The organism is Serratia sp. BIGb0234, from assembly GCF_024809915.1.
GTDB classification, from domain to species: domain Bacteria; phylum Pseudomonadota; class Gammaproteobacteria; order Enterobacterales; family Enterobacteriaceae; genus Serratia; species Serratia liquefaciens.
Genome location: NZ_JANUEI010000010.1, coordinates 77,617 through 93,849 on the forward strand (window position 1 = coordinate 77,617; position 16,233 = coordinate 93,849).

Annotated in this window: 16 protein-coding genes; 4 read left to right on the forward strand and 12 right to left on the reverse strand. The window is 57.4% G+C overall.

The genetic code is table 11. The features are described from left to right. Positions 1–4 precede the first annotated feature (4 nt). Together yigL and pldB are read right to left on the reverse strand one after the other, a co-directional pair. Positions 5–805: a sugar/pyridoxal phosphate phosphatase YigL gene (gene yigL, locus M2407_RS24120; protein WP_020824784.1), complete on the reverse strand. Its 801-nt coding sequence runs from the start codon at positions 803–805 to the stop codon at positions 5–7. 11 nt (positions 806–816) lie between these two features. Further along, entirely contained in the window at positions 817–1,854 is a 1,038-nt protein-coding gene (gene pldB / locus M2407_RS24125; RefSeq protein WP_046374738.1) for a lysophospholipase L2, read from the reverse strand. 135 nt (positions 1,855–1,989) lie between these two features. Here pldB and rhtB point away from each other — a divergent pair, with 135 nt between their 5' ends. Beyond that, on the forward strand, positions 1,990–2,610 hold the full coding sequence (rhtB, locus tag M2407_RS24130) for a homoserine/homoserine lactone efflux protein (RefSeq protein WP_020824782.1): 621 nt from the start codon (positions 1,990–1,992) through the stop codon (positions 2,608–2,610). Positions 2,611–2,661: 51 nt separating this feature from the next. Here rhtB and rhtC read toward each other — a convergent pair whose 3' ends face one another. Genes rhtC through pldA form a run of 3 tightly spaced genes read right to left on the reverse strand, consistent with a single transcriptional unit; the run spans position 2,662 to position 6,060 of the window. Further along, complete coding sequence (gene rhtC, locus M2407_RS24135; protein WP_020824781.1) at positions 2,662–3,288, reverse strand: threonine export protein RhtC; 627 nt, start codon at positions 3,286–3,288, stop codon at positions 2,662–2,664. 12 nt (positions 3,289–3,300) lie between these two features. Continuing rightward, complete coding sequence (recQ, locus tag M2407_RS24140; RefSeq protein WP_201895848.1) at positions 3,301–5,133, reverse strand: ATP-dependent DNA helicase RecQ; 1,833 nt, start codon at positions 5,131–5,133, stop codon at positions 3,301–3,303. A gap of 48 nt (positions 5,134–5,181) precedes the next feature. Further along, positions 5,182–6,060 carry a phospholipase A gene (pldA, locus tag M2407_RS24145; RefSeq protein WP_020824779.1) on the reverse strand — a complete coding sequence of 293 codons (879 nt, stop codon included), beginning with the start codon at positions 6,058–6,060 and terminating at the stop codon, positions 5,182–5,184. A gap of 201 nt (positions 6,061–6,261) precedes the next feature. Between pldA and M2407_RS24150 the strand changes: the two genes are divergently transcribed. Both M2407_RS24150 and rarD read left to right on the forward strand, forming a co-directional pair. Then, on the forward strand, positions 6,262–6,732 hold the full coding sequence (locus M2407_RS24150) for a thioesterase family protein (protein ID WP_020824778.1): 471 nt from the start codon (positions 6,262–6,264) through the stop codon (positions 6,730–6,732). Between the two features lie 64 nt (positions 6,733–6,796). Further along, positions 6,797–7,684, forward strand: a complete 888-nt coding sequence (rarD, locus tag M2407_RS24155; RefSeq protein WP_020824777.1) for an EamA family transporter RarD — start codon at positions 6,797–6,799, stop codon at positions 7,682–7,684. 7 nt (positions 7,685–7,691) lie between these two features. On the opposite strand, the gene M2407_RS24160 is transcribed toward rarD, so the two are convergent. Then, entirely contained in the window at positions 7,692–8,750 is a 1,059-nt protein-coding gene (locus M2407_RS24160) for an AbrB family transcriptional regulator (protein WP_046374739.1), read from the reverse strand. A gap of 111 nt (positions 8,751–8,861) precedes the next feature. Then, entirely contained in the window at positions 8,862–9,812 is a 951-nt protein-coding gene (gene corA / locus M2407_RS24165) for a magnesium/cobalt transporter CorA (RefSeq protein WP_020824775.1), read from the reverse strand. Between the two features lie 445 nt (positions 9,813–10,257). On the opposite strand from corA, the gene M2407_RS24170 reads away from it, so the two are divergent. Next, positions 10,258–10,737: a WbuC family cupin fold metalloprotein gene (locus tag M2407_RS24170; protein WP_122080560.1), complete on the forward strand. Its 480-nt coding sequence runs from the start codon at positions 10,258–10,260 to the stop codon at positions 10,735–10,737. Between the two features lie 56 nt (positions 10,738–10,793). Here the strand turns inward: M2407_RS24170 and uvrD are convergent, their stop codons facing one another. From uvrD to dapF, 5 genes are all read right to left on the reverse strand, one after another. Then, positions 10,794–12,956, reverse strand: coding sequence for a DNA helicase II (gene uvrD / locus M2407_RS24175; protein ID WP_046375101.1), 2,163 nt, complete (start codon positions 12,954–12,956; stop codon positions 10,794–10,796). A 77-nt stretch (positions 12,957–13,033) separates the two neighbouring features. Further along, positions 13,034–13,750 carry a 5-amino-6-(5-phospho-D-ribitylamino)uracil phosphatase YigB gene (yigB, locus tag M2407_RS24180; RefSeq protein WP_046374740.1) on the reverse strand — a complete coding sequence of 239 codons (717 nt, stop codon included), beginning with the start codon at positions 13,748–13,750 and terminating at the stop codon, positions 13,034–13,036. After that, positions 13,750–14,661, reverse strand: coding sequence for a tyrosine recombinase XerC (gene xerC, locus M2407_RS24185; protein WP_020824771.1), 912 nt, complete (start codon positions 14,659–14,661; stop codon positions 13,750–13,752). Before xerC ends, yigB begins: the two co-directional genes overlap by 1 nt. After that, positions 14,658–15,362, reverse strand: coding sequence for a DUF484 domain-containing protein (locus M2407_RS24190; RefSeq protein ID WP_020824770.1), 705 nt, complete (start codon positions 15,360–15,362; stop codon positions 14,658–14,660). Before M2407_RS24190 ends, xerC begins: the two co-directional genes overlap by 4 nt. Continuing rightward, entirely contained in the window at positions 15,359–16,183 is an 825-nt protein-coding gene (gene dapF, locus M2407_RS24195) for a diaminopimelate epimerase (RefSeq protein WP_020824769.1), read from the reverse strand. The genes M2407_RS24190 and dapF overlap by 4 nt, the downstream gene beginning before the upstream one ends. Positions 16,184–16,233 lie beyond the last annotated feature (50 nt).

The window sequence follows — 16,233 nt, forward strand, 5'->3', positions numbered from 1 at the left end:
CATATCAACCCAGGAACATTTTCCGCAGGTAATGTGGCACCGCGTCGTCGACGTTTGAGCCAATGACTTCCAGCTCAGGCAGTTTATCTTTCAAACGCTGATGCGCGTCGCGCATGATGCAGCCTTTACCGGCCATCGACAGCATTTCCAGATCGTTCATGCCGTCGCCGAAGGCGATGCACTCTTTCAACGTATAACCGATGATCTTGGCCACTTCTTCCAGCGCATGCCCTTTTGACACGCCACCCGCCATCACTTCCAGACAGGTTGGGAACGAGAAGCTGACGTTAACCCGATCGCCCCAGCGTGCATTGATGGCATCTTCCAGCGGCAGCAGCTTTTCGTGATCGTCGCAGGTGAAGTACACCTTGCACACGCCGTCTGTTTCCAACAGGCCCGGTTCGAACAACTGGTACTGGAAAATGGATTCCTGGAAAAACTCTTTCTGTTCAGGGCTTTCGCGGTTGATGTACCAGTCGTCGTTGCGGTAGACGTTGGTGGTGATATCGGCATCGTTATGCAGCATGCCGTAAAGGTCGCGGGCAATGTCTTCGGCCAGGTTATGGCTGAAAATCAGCTCACCGTCGGTGTTGTGCACGCGAGCGCCGTTGGACGTGATCATAAAGGCGCTGATGTCGAGGTTATCGCGGATCTGCGCAACGTCGATATGGTGACGCCCGGTAGCGAAGACGAAATGTACCCCACGCTGGGTCAGCAGCTTCAAGGTCTCTTTGGCGTACGGGGACAAGGTGTGGTCAGGTGACAGCAGCGTGCCATCTAAATCGGAAGCGACGACGTGATACATAGCGGTATGTTCTAACCTCTGATGGAGTGGTCGGCGGTAGGGGTACCACCTAAGTGTTGAGCAAAGAAACGCAGGATTGCGTTCAGTGCTTCGGCGCGCATCGCGTCCCGCTCAAACAGGATCTCATGCCGTGCGCCTTCGATAACCTGCGGTTTTTCCCCTTCGCAAGGGTGCCCCGCTTCTGACAATGCCTGACAAAAAGCCTGGTGAGAGCGGTTGTCGACCACCCGATCCTCCCCGGCCTGCAATAACAATAGCGGCGTAGTGATGTTAGCCGCCTGAGCGATGATATCCCGACCGGCCTGGAGACTTTCTCGCACCCAATGGTAAGTGGGCCCCCCCACCTGCAGCTCGGGATAGTCGGCGTAATAGCGCAAGCAGCGCCGATAACGTTCACGGCTGTGGGTCAACACGTTGACCACGTACGGCAGTGGCCGCCACTGGCCGGTGCCTATCGCATAGTACTCACGCACCTTCGGGTGCTTCTCCGCCCAGTCAAGAATGCGATTGGCCATCCAACCCGGCATAGGTAAATAAATGCCGAACATTGGCGCACAAAACGCGGCGGCGTCAAAGGCCTGCGGCTGACGAGCCAGGAATTGCGCCAGGATCGCGCCCCCCATTGAGTGCGCCAGCGCAAAGCGTTGCCGGTAACCGCGTGGCTTCACTTCCTGCTGATAAAACTGGGTGAAATCGTCGACGTAATCGCTGAAGTTTATCACATGACCACGGTGCGTATCCGCCAGCAAACGGCCGGAACGGCCTTGCCCACGGTGATCTAAAATCATCACATCATAGCCACACTGGAACAGATCATAGGCAACCTCAGGATATTTAACGTAACTTTCGATGCGGCCGGGGCTTACCACCACCACCCGCTGATGACGCGCAGAACAGAATCGTACGAAGCGGATGGGTACGCCGCCAACGCCGATGAACTCGCCCTCCTCACGCAGCCGCCAAAAGTCCAGCAGCGGGCCGGTGGCGAAAGCAGCAAACTGCGTTTCACGCGTTAACCAGTCATCGGTGCTGAGAGTAAACGACGTCATCAAATGCTTTTCCCTGAGCCGCCAGCGGTAAAAATGTGACCGCTGGCACAAGAAATAATACTAGCGTATTGTGATTCAATTCCTACAAAAACCGAATCATTTTGGCACAAATTGGCGCTTTCAGGGAGCACTGCAATGACTTTGGACTGGTGGCTAACCTACCTGCTGACAACCCTTATCCTCAGCCTGTCACCCGGCTCTGGAGCGATCAACACCATGAGCACCGGCATCAGCCACGGTTATCGTGGGGCAGCAGCCTCGATCGCCGGGCTGCAGGTCGGGCTGAGCCTGCATATCCTGCTGGTGGGCATTGGCCTGGGGGCGCTGATCTCGCAGTCGCTGATGGCTTTTGAATTGCTGAAATGGCTGGGTGCCGCTTATCTGGTGTGGCTCGGTATTCAGCAGTGGCGCGCCGCCGGTTCGCTGGACTTGCATACGCTGGCGGGCACCATGCCGCGCCGCCGTCTGTTCCGCCGCGCCGTGCTGGTGAATCTGACCAACCCGAAAAGCATCGTTTTTCTGGCCGCGCTGTTTCCACAGTTTATTTTGCCCAATCAGCCCCAAGCCGAGCAGTACCTGGTACTCGGCGTCACTACCGTGGTGGTCGATATCATCGTGATGATTGGCTATGCCACTTTGGCGACCCGTATTGCCGGTTGGCTGAAGACCCCACGCCAAATGCAACTGCTGAACCGCATCTTTGGCTCGCTGTTCATCCTGGTCGCAGGGCTGCTGGCCACGGCCCGAAAAGCCTGATGCAAAAGGGCCGAACATCGCTGTTCGGCCCTCTGGTTCACTGCCCCAAAATTAACGGGTAAAGATCAGGTGCAAGCCGAAACCGGTGAACAATACCCCCGCCAGTCCGTCGATCCATTTCGCCAGGCGTTGATAGCCCCGGCGCATTGCCGGTAGCGCAAACACCACGGCCACTAGGCTGAACCAGACAAAAGTCTCGGCGATGATCAACAGGAACAGCCCCCAGCGCGCACCGGCGCCCACGTCGTCACCGACAAACAGTGAGAACACGCTGCCGAAATAGATAACGGCCTTTGGGTTTGACAGGTTGGTCAGAAAACCGCGAATAAAACTGCGTCCCGGCTTAGGCAAGGCCACTTTCACTTCCGGCGCTGGCGTTGATTGTGCATTCTGAGAGCGTGCGGAGCGCAGCAGCTGCCAGCCCATCCAGCACAGGTAAATCCCCCCGCCCACCATAATAACCTGATGCAGCCAGGCCATTTTTTGCAGGATCAGGTGCAGGCCCATCAGCGCCACGCCCGCCCAGACGACGATGCCCAGCGAGATGCCCACCACCCCCATCATCGCCTCACGGCGTGAACGGCTGGCGGCGGTTTGCGAAACAAAAAAGAAGTCCGGCCCCGGGCTCATCAGCGCAATCAGGTGCACCAGCGCCACGGTCAGAAATAACATCAGCATGATTTACTGCCCTTAGTCTTCGTCATTATCGAGATGATCGCGGATCATCGCCATAAACGGGGCGCCAAAACGCTCCAGCTTACGCTGGCCAACGCCGTTAACGCTCAACAGATCGCCGGCCTTGATTGGCATCTGTTCCGCCATTTCCAGCAGCGTAGCATCGTTAAACACCACGTAAGGCGGAATATTTTCTTCATCGGCAATCGATTTACGCAGCTTGCGCAGTTTGGCAAACAGTTTGCGATCGTAGTTGCCGCCGTAGGATTTCTGGTTGGCACTGCCACGCGATTTCAGGCTTTGAATGCGTGGCACCGCCAGTTGCAGCTCCAGCTCGCCGCGCAACACCGGGCGTGCGGCCTCGGTCAGCTGCAATGCCGAATGCATGGCAATGTTCTGAGTGATAAACCCCAGGTGGATCAACTGACGCAGCACGCTGGTCCAGTGTTCGGTGGTTTGGTCGCGGCCAATGCCGTACACCGGCAGCTTTTCATGGCCGTATTCGCGGATACGCTGATTATTGGAACCGCGTAACACCTCGACAATGTAGCCCAAACCGAAACGCTGCCCGACGCGATAGACACAAGACAGTGCTTTGCGCGCATCTTCCAGCCCGTCGTAGCGCTTGGGCGGATCCAGGCAGATATCGCAGTTGCCGCAGTTCTGATGTTTGCCCTCGCCAAAATAGTTAAGCAGCACCAGGCGGCGGCAGGTTTGCGCTTCGGCAAATGCGCCCATGGCGTTCAGCTTGTGGCGCTCGATGTCCAACTGTTGTCCGGCAGGCTTTTCTTCCAGGCAGCGGCGCAGCCAGGCCATATCGGCCGGGTCATACAACAAGATAGCTTCGGCGGGCAGGCCATCGCGCCCGGCGCGGCCAGTTTCCTGATAATAAGATTCGATATTGCGCGGAATATCAAAGTGCACCACAAAGCGCACGTTCGGTTTATTGATGCCCATGCCAAAGGCGACGGTGGCCACCACCACCTGTAAATCGTCACGCTGGAACGCTTCCTGCACCTGGGCGCGGCGATCGTTGTCCAGCCCGGCGTGATAGGCACCCACGCTCAACCCACGGCTTTGCAGGCGCGCGGTGGTGTCTTCCACCTTGGCCCGGCTGTTGCAGTAAATAATGCCGCTTTTGCCGCGTTGGTCCTGTACAAAACGCCACAGTTGATCGAGAGGTTTAAACTTCTCCACCAGCGTATAGCGGATGTTCGGCCGGTCAAAGCTGCTGACCTGCACCAGAGGGTCCTGCAGTGCCAGCAGGCGCACGATGTCGCCACGGGTAGATTCATCGGCTGTCGCCGTCAGGGCTATCACCGGCATCGCGGGGAAGCGTTGCTTCAACTGCCCCAAGGCACGGTATTCTGGGCGGAAGTCGTGGCCCCACTGCGAGATACAGTGTGCTTCGTCTACTGCCAGCAACGCCGGCGGACAGTGGTCGAGCAGATCGAGAAAGCTGTCCATCATCAGCCGCTCGGGAGCGATGTACAGCATTTTGATTTGGCCGCTGCGGCACCCCGTCATCACTTCGAGCTGCTGCTCACGCGTTTGCGTCGAGTTATAGCAGGCGGCGGAAACGCCATAGGCCAACAGCTGATCGACCTGATCTTTCATCAGCGAAATCAACGGGGAAACCACTAACGTCAGGCCATCCATCACCAGCGCCGGGATTTGATAGCACAACGATTTACCGCCGCCGGTCGGCATAACAACCAGGCAATCCTGCCCGCCGATCGCCGTGTTGATAATCGTTTGTTGACCCGGTCGGAATTGCTGATAGCCGAAGGTATCGCGTAATACCTGCTCTGCCAGCAACTCTTTGTTTATCACTGCTGCGGTTGACACACACTTCCCCATTTTTTGCTGCGTAGCGACGCCTGTATGACGGCCGGATTACATAATATCGTTAAGCATGACACCAACGCCAACCCGTGTCTGCCGGAAGTTGTAATCAATCAAGGATTCGCCGTAACCGCTGAAGACTTGCGTGTAGAAACGCACGTGCTTGCTGATCGGGTAGCTCCAGCCCATTTCCGCGCCGCCGTAGCCGCTGTTCCAGTTATAGTGGCTGTCGACGCTGAAGATGCTGTCACCCCAGGCATAACCGACTTTCAGGCGGTAGTAGCCCATGTATTTGGTGATATCCGGGTTATCGTCGCTGCTGCTGCTTTCCGAGAAACGGAACCAGGGCTTCAGATCCACCTGCCAGTTGCCGTTTTGCGCCATAAAGCGCGCGTAACCGCGGTTCCAACTGCGTGAGGTGGGATCAGAACGGCCGTTGGACTGGTGATTGAGGCCCACTTCCACATCGCGCAATGTCCAGCCGGCGAAGCGGTAATCGGTCGCCCAGCCGAGGAACACCTGCGGCTCGTAGTTGGTTTCGCGAAACGGCGATGATTCACCGTGGTTGGAAAGCTGCCACCAGGAGCGCTGAGTATAAGATGCACCCAGCACCGAGTTGTCGCCGGCAATGCCGCGCCACAGTGGGAATGCCAGACTAAGCTGGAACTTCACCTCGTCCTTGCGGGCGTTATCGGACCAGTTATAGGACTGGATGGCTTCTTTATTGATATTGCTGGTATCGGTATACAACACATAGTTGGTTTCATACGGATACAGCGTAAATGGGTTGTCGTGATCCTGCAGCATGTTGGCAATAATGCTGCCGCGTACCGCCGGTTTATCATGAATTTGCTGCTCTTTGGCTTCTTCCGCCTGTACCAGCAGCGGCGCGGCCAGCGTGGCCAAAACGATCCCTGACAAAATGCGCATAACGTTCCTCACCCCAACAAAAAATGACAAACTCTGAAATAAAAACAGGCCATTTTACACACAAAGGAGATTTTACAGCAGCACGGCGTGTATTTATTGGATTAGTCTGGAAAGCAACAAAATATAGGCATAATATCAACAAACGATTAACCTGGACTGACCAGTTTACTTCCCTACGACACAGAACAAGAATGGGTATTTATGTCTACCACACCACTCACACTAGAAGCCGCACGCCAAAAAATTGGCGAAATCTTTGTTTATCACATGCCGTTTAACCGCGAGCTGGGTCTCGAGCTGCGCCGCTTTGACGACGACTACGTGGAGCTGAGTTTCACCAATCAGCCCAAGCTGGTTGGCAATGCGGCCCAGAAGATCCTGCACGGTGGGGTGATCGCCTCGGTGCTCGACGTCGCTGCCGGGTTAGCCTGCGCCGGTAGCGTGCTGATGCGCCTGGATCCACTGATCGAAGAAGAAGTCGCTAGCCGTCTGTCGCGCATGGGCACCATAGATTTGCGCGTTGATTATCTGCGCCCGGGCCGTGGCGAGCACTTTATCGCGGCGGCCAGCGTATTGCGCAGCGGCAACAAAGTCGCGGTCGCCCGCGTTGAACTGCATAACCACGATGGCCTGCACATCGCCAGCGCTACCGCGACCTATCTGGTCGGGTGATTGTATGCGGTGAGGCTCTTCAGTACACTCACCGCATCTCCGTTTTTCCCATCTGAGTAACGTCATGGACGCACAGCAAACGCGGCAGGGCATCTTCTTTGCTCTGGCCGCCTATTTTATTTGGGGCATAGCTCCAGCCTATTTCAAACTGATCCAACAGGTACCTGCGGATGAGATCCTCACCCACAGGGTCATTTGGTCATTCTTCTTTATGCTGGCGCTGATCACGCTCGGGCGTAACTGGTCGCAGGTGCGAGCCGCCTGCCACAATCGCAAACGGCTGTTCTTGTTGGCGGTGACCGCGGTGTTGATCGGCGGCAACTGGCTGCTGTTTATCTGGGCGGTGAATAACCACCATATGCTGGAAGCCAGCCTGGGGTATTTCATTAACCCGCTGGTGAACGTGCTGCTGGGGATGCTGTTCCTGGGTGAACGTTTCCGCCGCATGCAGTGGATAGCGGTAGTACTGGCATTTGCCGGCGTGTTGATTCAGCTGTGGCAATTCGGTTCGCTGCCGATTATCGGGCTGGGGCTGGCATTTAGCTTTGCGTTCTACGGTCTGCTGCGCAAGAAGATCGCCATCGACGCGCAAACCGGCATGCTGATTGAAACCCTGTGGCTGCTGCCGGTCGCGGCGGCGTATCTTTTCCTGTTCGCCGACAGCCCAACCAGTCACCTGAGCGCCAACCCTTGGTCGCTGAACCTGCTGCTGGTGGCAGCCGGCATCGTCACCACCGTACCGCTGCTGTTCTTTACCGCCGCAGCCACCCGCCTGCGCCTGTCGACACTCGGCTTCTTCCAGTATCTCGGCCCCACGCTGATGTTCCTGCTGGCCGTCACCTTCTATGGCGAAACTGTCGGCCAGGACAAGCTGGTGACCTTTGGCTTTATCTGGGCCGCACTGCTGTTGTTTATCCTCGACGCACTCTATACCCAGCGCAAACTGCGTTGAAGCAGCGCTAAGTTGAAGCCGGGGTGGCGCGGTTAGAAATGAATCGTGCCATCGCCGGGCCAGTCAGCAAGATGGTGAACAAGCGCAGCGTCTGCATCGCCATCACGAAAGACATGTCGACCCGACTGCCGGCGGCGATGATCGCCACGGTATCCAACCCACCCGGGCTGGTCGCCAGATAGGCGGTCATCAAATCCACCGGCAGGAAACGCGTCAGCATCCATGCCAGCAGACCGCAAAACAGCATCAGCGCGACGATCGACACCACCATCTGCGGCAAGGTACGCAGCGCCAACAAAAAAATCGGCCGGGTGAAGCGCAGCCCGACGCTCCAGCCAATCAGGGTATAAGCCAGGGCCAACAGCCATTCCGGCACCTGTAACGCCATGGTACCGCTGGAATGCAGCGTCGCGCCGATGATCATCGGCAGCAACAACGCGCCGGAGGGAATACGCAACCGGGGGCCAAGCCAGGCGCCGACCACGGCAATGCCCAGCGTCGCCGGGAAACGCCAATCCAGTGAAGGGAACCACTCCAGCATCGCGCCGCCATGCCCCGCTTCATCACCCAACCCAATGCGCGCCACCATCGCCGCTGCGGTTGCGACAAACAGCACCCGCAGGTATTGCATAAACGCCACCAGCCGCACGTCGGCACCGAAATCCCCGGCCATCGCCACCATCGCCGATGCCCCGCCGGGCGATGAGCCCCAGGCACCGGTTGGCCCCGGCAGACTGCTATAACGCACCAGACACCAGCCTGAAACTCCGCTGGCCAGCAGCGTAGCGATCAACACCAGCAGCACCAACGGCCAGTCATCCAGTAACGGTGTGAGAATAGCAGGCGAGAGACTTTGCGCGATCATGCAGCCCAGCACCGCCTGTGCGGCGATGAACAGGTAACCTGGAATGCGAACCGTGGCGCCCAGCAGCCCCATGGCCACGCCGACAATCATCGGCCCCAGCAACAGTGCAGCGGGAATATGGAATCTTTGCAGGCCAAACCCCAGCACCAGCGAAGCCAGCAGCAGGATTGACCATTGGATCAAGCGGGGAAACCTCTCCATCAAAACGCATGCCTTACGGACAGATAAGCCAAAGGGGCATTCTACCCCTATTTAGCAGGCTAAGCGTTGGTCGACAGCAGAAATATCGGGCGAACAGGTTCGCCCGTCAGCTTACAGCCAGTTCTTGCGTTTGAAGTACAGATACGGGGCCAGCCCCGCCAGGATCATCAGGCTGATGGCGCCCGGATAGCCGAACGACCACTTCAGCTCCGGCATAAACTCGAAGTTCATCCCGTAGCTTGAGGCCACCAGCGTCGGTGGCAGGAACACCACCGACACCACCGAGAAGATCTTGATGATGCGGTTCTGTTCGATATTGATAAAGCCCATCGCCGCTTGCATCAGGAAGTTCACCTTCTGGAACAACGATTCGTTGTGTGGCAGCAAAGATTCGATGTCGCGCAGCACTTCACGCGCCTGCTCCAACTGACCGGTCGGCAAACGCGCCTTACGCACCAGGAAATTCAGCGCACGCTGGGTATCCATCAAACACAGTCGCACTTTCCAGCCGATATCTTCCAGTTCGGCCAGCGTCGACAGTGCTTCGTCGTATTCATCGCCCTGATGGCCTTCCATGATTACCCGGCTGAGCTTTTCCAAATCGCTGTAGACGTTTTCAATTTCGTCCGCCAACTGCTCAATCTTGGTTTCGAACAGATCCAGCAACAGCTCGTAAGCGTTGCCGTCCACCATCGTCAGGTTACGTGCGCGCATGCGGTACAGGCGAAACGCCGGCAGCTCACGCTCACGCAGGGTATACAGACGCCCATCACGGATGGTGAAAGCTACGGTGGAGTTACCGGCATGGTCTTCCGCATCTTCAAAGTAGAAGAAGGAGTGAATATGCAGGCCGTCTTCGTCTTCGAAGAAACGCGCGGAAGCTTCGATATCATCCAGCTCCGGACGTGTCGCCAGGCTTTGGCCCAGCTCGTTTTGCACGCGTTCACGCTCGCCTTCTTCCGGCTCAACCAGATCAACCCACAGCGAGGTGGTGAGATCATCGGAGTCATCCAACTCCAGACGGGACAGGCGGCTTTTATCTAATTTAAACGCGCTCAGCATCTGCTAAAACTCCCTTAGGGTGACAGGGGTAAACAACGCGTGGAAGCACAGAAACAGAGGGGTGTTGCATCACCAGCTTGTTTCAGACCATGAAGGATCTGACTCGTAGCGACACTTAAGAGGTCGCCGACAACCACGAAGGCTATCAGCTCGATGGGATAGCCTTAGAAGTTGTACCTGTTGTTGTCCAGGTCAGTGAGCCAGTATCTACTGGGTGTGTCCAAGGCGTATGTCCTCATTGATAATAGTGCGCGCATGTTACGCCGAGAAGAAAAAGTCTGTCAACCGGTTAGGCCCGATAATTGCGCAACAATTCATCGCCATAACCAATGGGACAAAATCGGTTTAATCCGTGATAAAGGGTAACGAAAAAGTCGCGGGGATCTCTGACCGCGTCTGTGAATATTGCTAATATGAAGCCACGATAAGCTTGCGGACTTTAACGATGAAACAGATTACCGCCCACGACCTGACCGACATGAGTGAGCAGGCCGCTAAAGTGGCTCGCCTGCGCGCGCACCGTACGTTACACGACGAGTTGAGCGAGCCGGTGCAGCGACTGGCGATTGCCATGGAACCTGGCACCTATATTCGACCGCACCGCCATCCACAAACCTGGGAACTGTTGACACCGCTGCGCGGCCGCTTTGTGGTATTGCAGTTTAATGAGGAAGGTGTCGTCACCCAACGCACGCTGCTGGGTGAAGAAACCAAAGTACTGGAGATGCCGGCGTTTACCTGGCATGCCGTGCTGTCGGTTGATCCCGGCGGCGTGGTGTTCGAAGTAAAACAGGGGCCTTATCAGGCGCTGTCGGAAGAGGACTGCATGCACTGGGCCCCTCCAGAAGGTGGTGAAGGCATCGAAGCTGTGATGCGTTGGTATGCCACCGCGCAAGTTGGCGATCGCTATACCCGTACGCTTTAAGCCTGAGTGCTGGGGCGAAGAGATTCGCCCCTTTGGGTTCGGCGGCTACTGCCCCGCTACACCGTTTCCAGTCTGGCATAGGCGGCCACCAGCCACTTGATGCCTTCCCCTGGGAACGCAATTTGCAGCCGACTGTGTTCGCCGCTGCCTTCCAGATTGACGATGGTGCCTTCGCCAAATTTAGGGTGACGCACTCGCTGCCCCAGCTTGTAGCCGGTATCGTTTTCACCGATCGGCGTGCCCATACGACGATGGCTCACCGGTCGCGATACGCTGGCACGCAACCGCACTTCTTCCACGCACTCCTCCGGCAGTTCGCCGATAAAACGCGAAGGCCGATGGTAAACTTCCTTGCCGTACAGACGGCGCGTTTCGGCATAGGTCAGCGTCAGTTTCTGCATGGCACGCGTCAGGCCGACGTAGGCCAGACGACGTTCTTCTTCCAGCCGCCCGCCTTCATCCAACGACATCTGGCTCGGGAACATCCCCTCTTCCATACCGACGATAAACACCAGCGGGAACTCCAGCCCCTTGGCCGAGTGCAGGGTCATCAACTGCACCGCATCCTGATAGGCATCGGCCTGGCCTTCGCCCGCCTCCAGCGCAGCATGCGACAGAAACGCCTGCAGCGGCATCAGATCCTGATCTTCATCCTGATAGCTGTATTGACGGGTTGCCGTCACCAGCTCCTCAAGGTTTTCGATACGCGCCTGGCCTTTCTCGCCCTTTTCCTGCTCATACATAATGAACAGCCCCGAATCGCGGATCACCCGGTCGGTCTGTACGTGCAAGGGCATATCGGCGGTTTCATGCGCCAGGGAATCTACCAGTTCGGTAAAGCGCTGCAGCGCAGAGGCCGCACGGCCGGCCAGCACCTTGTCTTGCAGCAGGGCGCGGGTGGCCTGCCACAGGGTCAATTGACGATCGCGCGCCGTTCGACGCACTTCGTCCAACGTCCGGTCGCCAATGCCACGGGTCGGGGTATTTACTACGCGCTCGAACGCAGCGTCGTCATTACGGTTGGCTATCAGCCGCAGATAGGCCAGCGCATCCTTGATTTCCTGACGTTCGAAGAAGCGTTGCCCGCCGTAAATGCGGTAAGGCATGGCGGTTTGCAGCAGCGCCTCTTCCAATACGCGCGACTGGGCGTTGCTACGGTAAAGGATGGCGCAGTCATTCAGTGCGCCGCCATTTTCCTGCCAGGTTTTGATGCGGCCGACGACAAAGCGCGACTCGTCGAGTTCGTTGAACGCACAGTAGATAGAAATAGGTTCGCCATCCCCGCCCTCTGTCCACAGGTTTTTACCCATGCGCCCGCCGTTGTTGGCGATCAGGGTGTTGGCTGCCTTTAGAATATTGCTGGTCGAACGGTAATTTTGTTCCAGAAGGACGCTCTGCGCACCGGGGAAGTCCTTCAGGAAACGTTGAATATTTTCCACCTGAGCGCCGCGCCAGCCATAAATCGACTGGTCATCGTCACCCACGATCATCACGTTGCTGTTATTGCCGGCCAGCAGGCGGATCCAGGCATATTGAATGCTGTTGGTATCCTGAAACTCATCTACCAGTACGTTGGTAAAACGTTCGCGGTAATGGTTGAGGATATGCGGTTTGTTCAGCCACAGCTCATGGGCGCGCAGCAACAGCTCGGCAAAATCCACCAATCCGGCGCGATCGCAGGCTTCCTGATAGGCCTGGTAGATACGCAACCAGGTTGCCTCCACCGGATTATTATAGGTCTCGACGTGTTGCGGGCGCAGGCCCTCATCTTTTTTGCCGTTGATGTACCACATCGCCTGACGCGGGGGCCATTGTTTCTCGTCGATATTCAACGCCTTGACGATGCGTTTGAGCAGGCGGAACTGGTCGTCGCTGTCGAGGATCTGGAAATCCTGCGGCAGATTGGCATCCATGTGATGTGCGCGCAGCAACCGGTGAGCCAGCCCGTGGAAGGTGCCGATCCACATGCCGCCCTGACTGGTGCCAATCAGATGTTCGATACGGTGGCGCATTTCCGCCGCGGCTTTGTTGGTGAACGTCACCGCCATGATCGAATACGGCGAACAGTTCTCTACCGACAGCAGCCAGGCGATGCGGTGCACCAGCACCCGGGTTTTACCGCTGCCCGCGCCGGCCAGTACCAACAGGTTGCCACGTGGCGCCGCCACGGCTTCGCGTTGTTTTTCATTCAGGCTGTCGAGCAGATCGGAAACGTCCATAGGCACCATTAATTGGTAAGGGAAAGCGCGTCAGCGACGCGATTCCACTGGGAATTTATACAGAGTTCTGGCAGGGATTATAACAATGCTGTCAGCGATGCCAACTGCGAAATCTCAATATGTGGCAGCAGCCGGCTATCGGCAGCCTGCATCAGGCTGCGCTGACGGTCGTTGATCCAACAGGCCTGCAGGCCTGAGCGCAACGCGCCGGCGACGTCGGTGGTTAAATCATCGCCGACGTGGAGAATATGCTCAGGGGCGATGCCTAAACGCTCTGCGGCCAGTTGATACATGTCCTGATAAGGTTTGGCGCGGCCATCCGGCCCGGAGCGCAGCACAAACTGAAAGTAACCGTCCAGCCCGCACATTGCAGGATCGGCATTGCCGTTGGTGATCGCCACCAGCGGAAAGCGTTCGCCCAGTGCTTTCAACGTGGCGTGGGTAGCTTCAGGCACTTCGATGCGGCTGCGCCACAGCGCAAAATTCTGCATCGCCGCGTCAGCCCCTTCAGCAGCCTGGGCATCACGCAGCCCCTGACGGCTCAGCGCCAGGTGGATGGCACGCCAACGCCACTGGGTGACGTCGTGGTAAATCTCTGGATCCTGTTCACGTAACTCTTGGCGCAGGCGGTGAAAATCCGCCGACTGGAAGTGGTTCAGCCCGGGATGATAATTCTGCAGGAAAGCCACCGACTGCAATTCGGTCTGTTTGATCACCGGACGGTTGTCGTACAGCGTGTCGTCCAGATCGAAGGTCAATGCCGCCAGCGGGCGTAGCGGACGATAAAAGTGCATCAGGATTTCCCCCGTTTGGCGCGTGGATGCGCGGCATCGTACACGTTCGCCAGATGTTGAAAGTCGAGATGGGTATAGATTTGGGTGGTGGTCAGATTGGCATGGCCAAGCAGTTCCTGCACCGCACGCAGATCGCCGCTGGACTCCAGCATATGGGTAGCAAAGGAGTGGCGCAGCTTGTGCGGATGGATGTGGCTGTTAACGCCCTGCTTGACGCCCCACTCGGCAAAACGTTTTTGCACGTTACGGGTCGAGATGCGTTTTCCCTGATTGGACAGGAACATCGCATCGTCTGACGGCCCGAACAGGTCGCGCATCGCCAGCCAGTGTTCCAGCCAGGTCACGGCGGTGCGGCCGACCGGCAGCTTGCGTTCCTTGCTGCCCTTGCCCAAAACCCAAATTTCACCGGCGGCCAGATCGACGTGGCGACAGTCCAGCCCCACCAGTTCAGAAAGACGCAGCCCTGCACCGTACATCACCTCAAGCATAGCGCGATCGCGCACCGCCAGCGGATCGTTGAGATCGATATCCAGCAGCTGATTCATTTCATCGACGTCGATGTTTTTCGGCAGATGACGGCCACTGCGTGGCGTGCGGATCCCTTTGGCGGGGTTGGCTATCAGCATGCCCTGGCTGACCTGCCAGTCGAGAAAACTGCGTAATGCCGACAAGCGTAACGCGAGGCTGGAAGACTGCAGGCCGGCGCGTTTACTGCGCGCCGCCAGCATCCGGACTTTGGCGGCGTCCAACGCCGGCCACTCCGTGATGCCCATATCCTGAGCCAGCGCCATCAGCGCCTGCAATTGGCGTGAATAGCTTAACTGCGTCAAGGGGCTGAGCTGGCGTTCCACCTTCAGATAGCGCAGAAAGGCATCGACCGGCTGTTGCAGGCTGGCCGCCAGCGGGGTCATGCGCGTTCGATCCAGCGTTCCAGCAGTTCCGGCAGCATGCGCGCCAGTTGATTAAGCATCACCGTGCCCATGCCCTGCTGATAATGTTGCGTATCGCGGCTGCTGAAAATCACCATACCCAGCTCGCCCTCATCACCCAGCATCGACAGCGCTACCGAGCCGACCAGTTTGGCCTGCGGCAGCAGCAACAACAACTCGGGGCCATTCAGGCTGCCAAGAAAGTGCTGTTGGTCGCCCAGACGCTGAATGCGCAACGGTTCAAACGAAGAGCGCGTCAGGGCAAGGTGAGTGAAATCGGAAGGTGCGCCGATTTTCCAGCTTTCGGAAAACAGGCGGATATTGGCGCCGGCCAAACCGAAACCGCGCGCCCAACGCTGCAGGCGGTTAAGCATATCCTGCAGGCTGTCGGCGGTGGCCAGATTGGCCTGCAAATGCAGCAGGCTGGCAAACAGCGTTTCGTTGGCGCTGGCCTGCTCCATCAGCAGCGTGATTTCTTCTTCCAGCCGATGGATGTGATTGCGCTGGCGAGCCAGATGCCACTCGACCAACGATACGGTGCCGCGAACGGGATGGGGAACGCGCATTTGCTCCACCAACCGCGCGTTGCGCATAAAGAAATCCGGGTTTTGCAGCAGAAACTGCATCACGGCGTCGTCATCAAGCTCAATGCCTGCGACAGCCTGGTCCTCAACGCTCTTCATAGATGAATAAATCCGTCATATACATGGGTTGCCGGACCGGTCATAAACAGCGGGCTGCCCGGCCCTTTCCAGCGAATATGCAGGCTGCCGCCCGGCAGTTCTACATGCACCTCTTCTGACAGCAATTCCTGTTGAATCCCTACTGCCACGGCCGCACAGGCTCCGCTACCGCAGGCCTGCGTTTCGCCAGCACCGCGCTCATAGACACGCAGTTTAATGTGCTCGCGACTGACAATTTGCATAAAACCGATGTTAGCCCGTTCCGGGAAGCGCTCATGCCCTTCCAGCACCGGCCCGAGCAACTCCACCTTGGCGGTTTTTACATCATCCACCTGTAAAACACAATGTGGATTGCCCATCGACACCACGCCGCACAGCACCGTATGCTCCGCTGCGCGCATGATGTAGGTCTTTTCTTCTTTGGTTGCGCGAAACGGCACTGCCTGGGGATCGAAGTTCGGCTCACCCATATTCACGCACACCAGATCATCGTCGGTCACGCTCAACACCATGCGCCCGGTCTGGGTACTGACGCGAATATCGCGCTTATTGGTCAAGCCTTTCAGCCGTACAAAGCGGGCAAAGCAGCGAGCGCCGTTACCGCACTGCGCCACTTCACTGCCGTCGGCGTTAAAAATGCGGTAATGGAAATCCAGTTCCGGATCGTAAGGCGGTTCTACCACCAGCAGCTGGTCAAAGCCAACGCCCAAGTGCCGATCGGCCAGACGGCGGATCAACTCGGGTGAGAAATAGACATTCTGTGTAACGGCATCGACCACCATAAAGTCGTTGCCCAGACCGTGCATTTTGGAGAACTGCATATCATACTCCGCTATCCGTCTTGGGTTTGCGGTGACTCACGCCGCCGCAA

Bases quoted from the DNA above. Each gene is read 5' to 3' on its own strand.
- pldA (WP_020824779.1), bottom strand. From the start codon at position 6,060: ATGCGCATTTTGTCAGGGATCGTTTTGGCCACGCTGGCCGCGCCGCTG.
- M2407_RS24150 (WP_020824778.1), top strand. From the start codon at position 6,262: ATGTCTACCACACCACTCACACTAGAAGCCGCACGCCAAAAAATTGGC.
- rhtB (WP_020824782.1), top strand. From the start codon at position 1,990: ATGACTTTGGACTGGTGGCTAACCTACCTGCTGACAACCCTTATCCTC.
- dapF (WP_020824769.1), bottom strand. From the start codon at position 16,183: ATGCAGTTCTCCAAAATGCACGGTCTGGGCAACGACTTTATGGTGGTC.
- xerC (WP_020824771.1), bottom strand. From the start codon at position 14,661: ATGACCCCGCTGGCGGCCAGCCTGCAACAGCCGGTCGATGCCTTTCTG.
- rarD (WP_020824777.1), top strand. From the start codon at position 6,797: ATGGACGCACAGCAAACGCGGCAGGGCATCTTCTTTGCTCTGGCCGCC.
- yigB (WP_046374740.1), bottom strand. From the start codon at position 13,750: ATGCACTTTTATCGTCCGCTACGCCCGCTGGCGGCATTGACCTTCGAT.
- pldB (WP_046374738.1), bottom strand. From the start codon at position 1,854: ATGACGTCGTTTACTCTCAGCACCGATGACTGGTTAACGCGTGAAACG.
- yigL (WP_020824784.1), bottom strand. From the start codon at position 805: ATGTATCACGTCGTCGCTTCCGATTTAGATGGCACGCTGCTGTCACCT.
- uvrD (WP_046375101.1), bottom strand. From the start codon at position 12,956: ATGGACGTTTCCGATCTGCTCGACAGCCTGAATGAAAAACAACGCGAA.
- M2407_RS24160 (WP_046374739.1), bottom strand. From the start codon at position 8,750: ATGGAGAGGTTTCCCCGCTTGATCCAATGGTCAATCCTGCTGCTGGCT.
- corA (WP_020824775.1), bottom strand. From the start codon at position 9,812: ATGCTGAGCGCGTTTAAATTAGATAAAAGCCGCCTGTCCCGTCTGGAG.
- M2407_RS24170 (WP_122080560.1), top strand. From the start codon at position 10,258: ATGAAACAGATTACCGCCCACGACCTGACCGACATGAGTGAGCAGGCC.
- rhtC (WP_020824781.1), bottom strand. From the start codon at position 3,288: ATGCTGATGTTATTTCTGACCGTGGCGCTGGTGCACCTGATTGCGCTG.
- M2407_RS24190 (WP_020824770.1), bottom strand. From the start codon at position 15,362: ATGAAGAGCGTTGAGGACCAGGCTGTCGCAGGCATTGAGCTTGATGAC.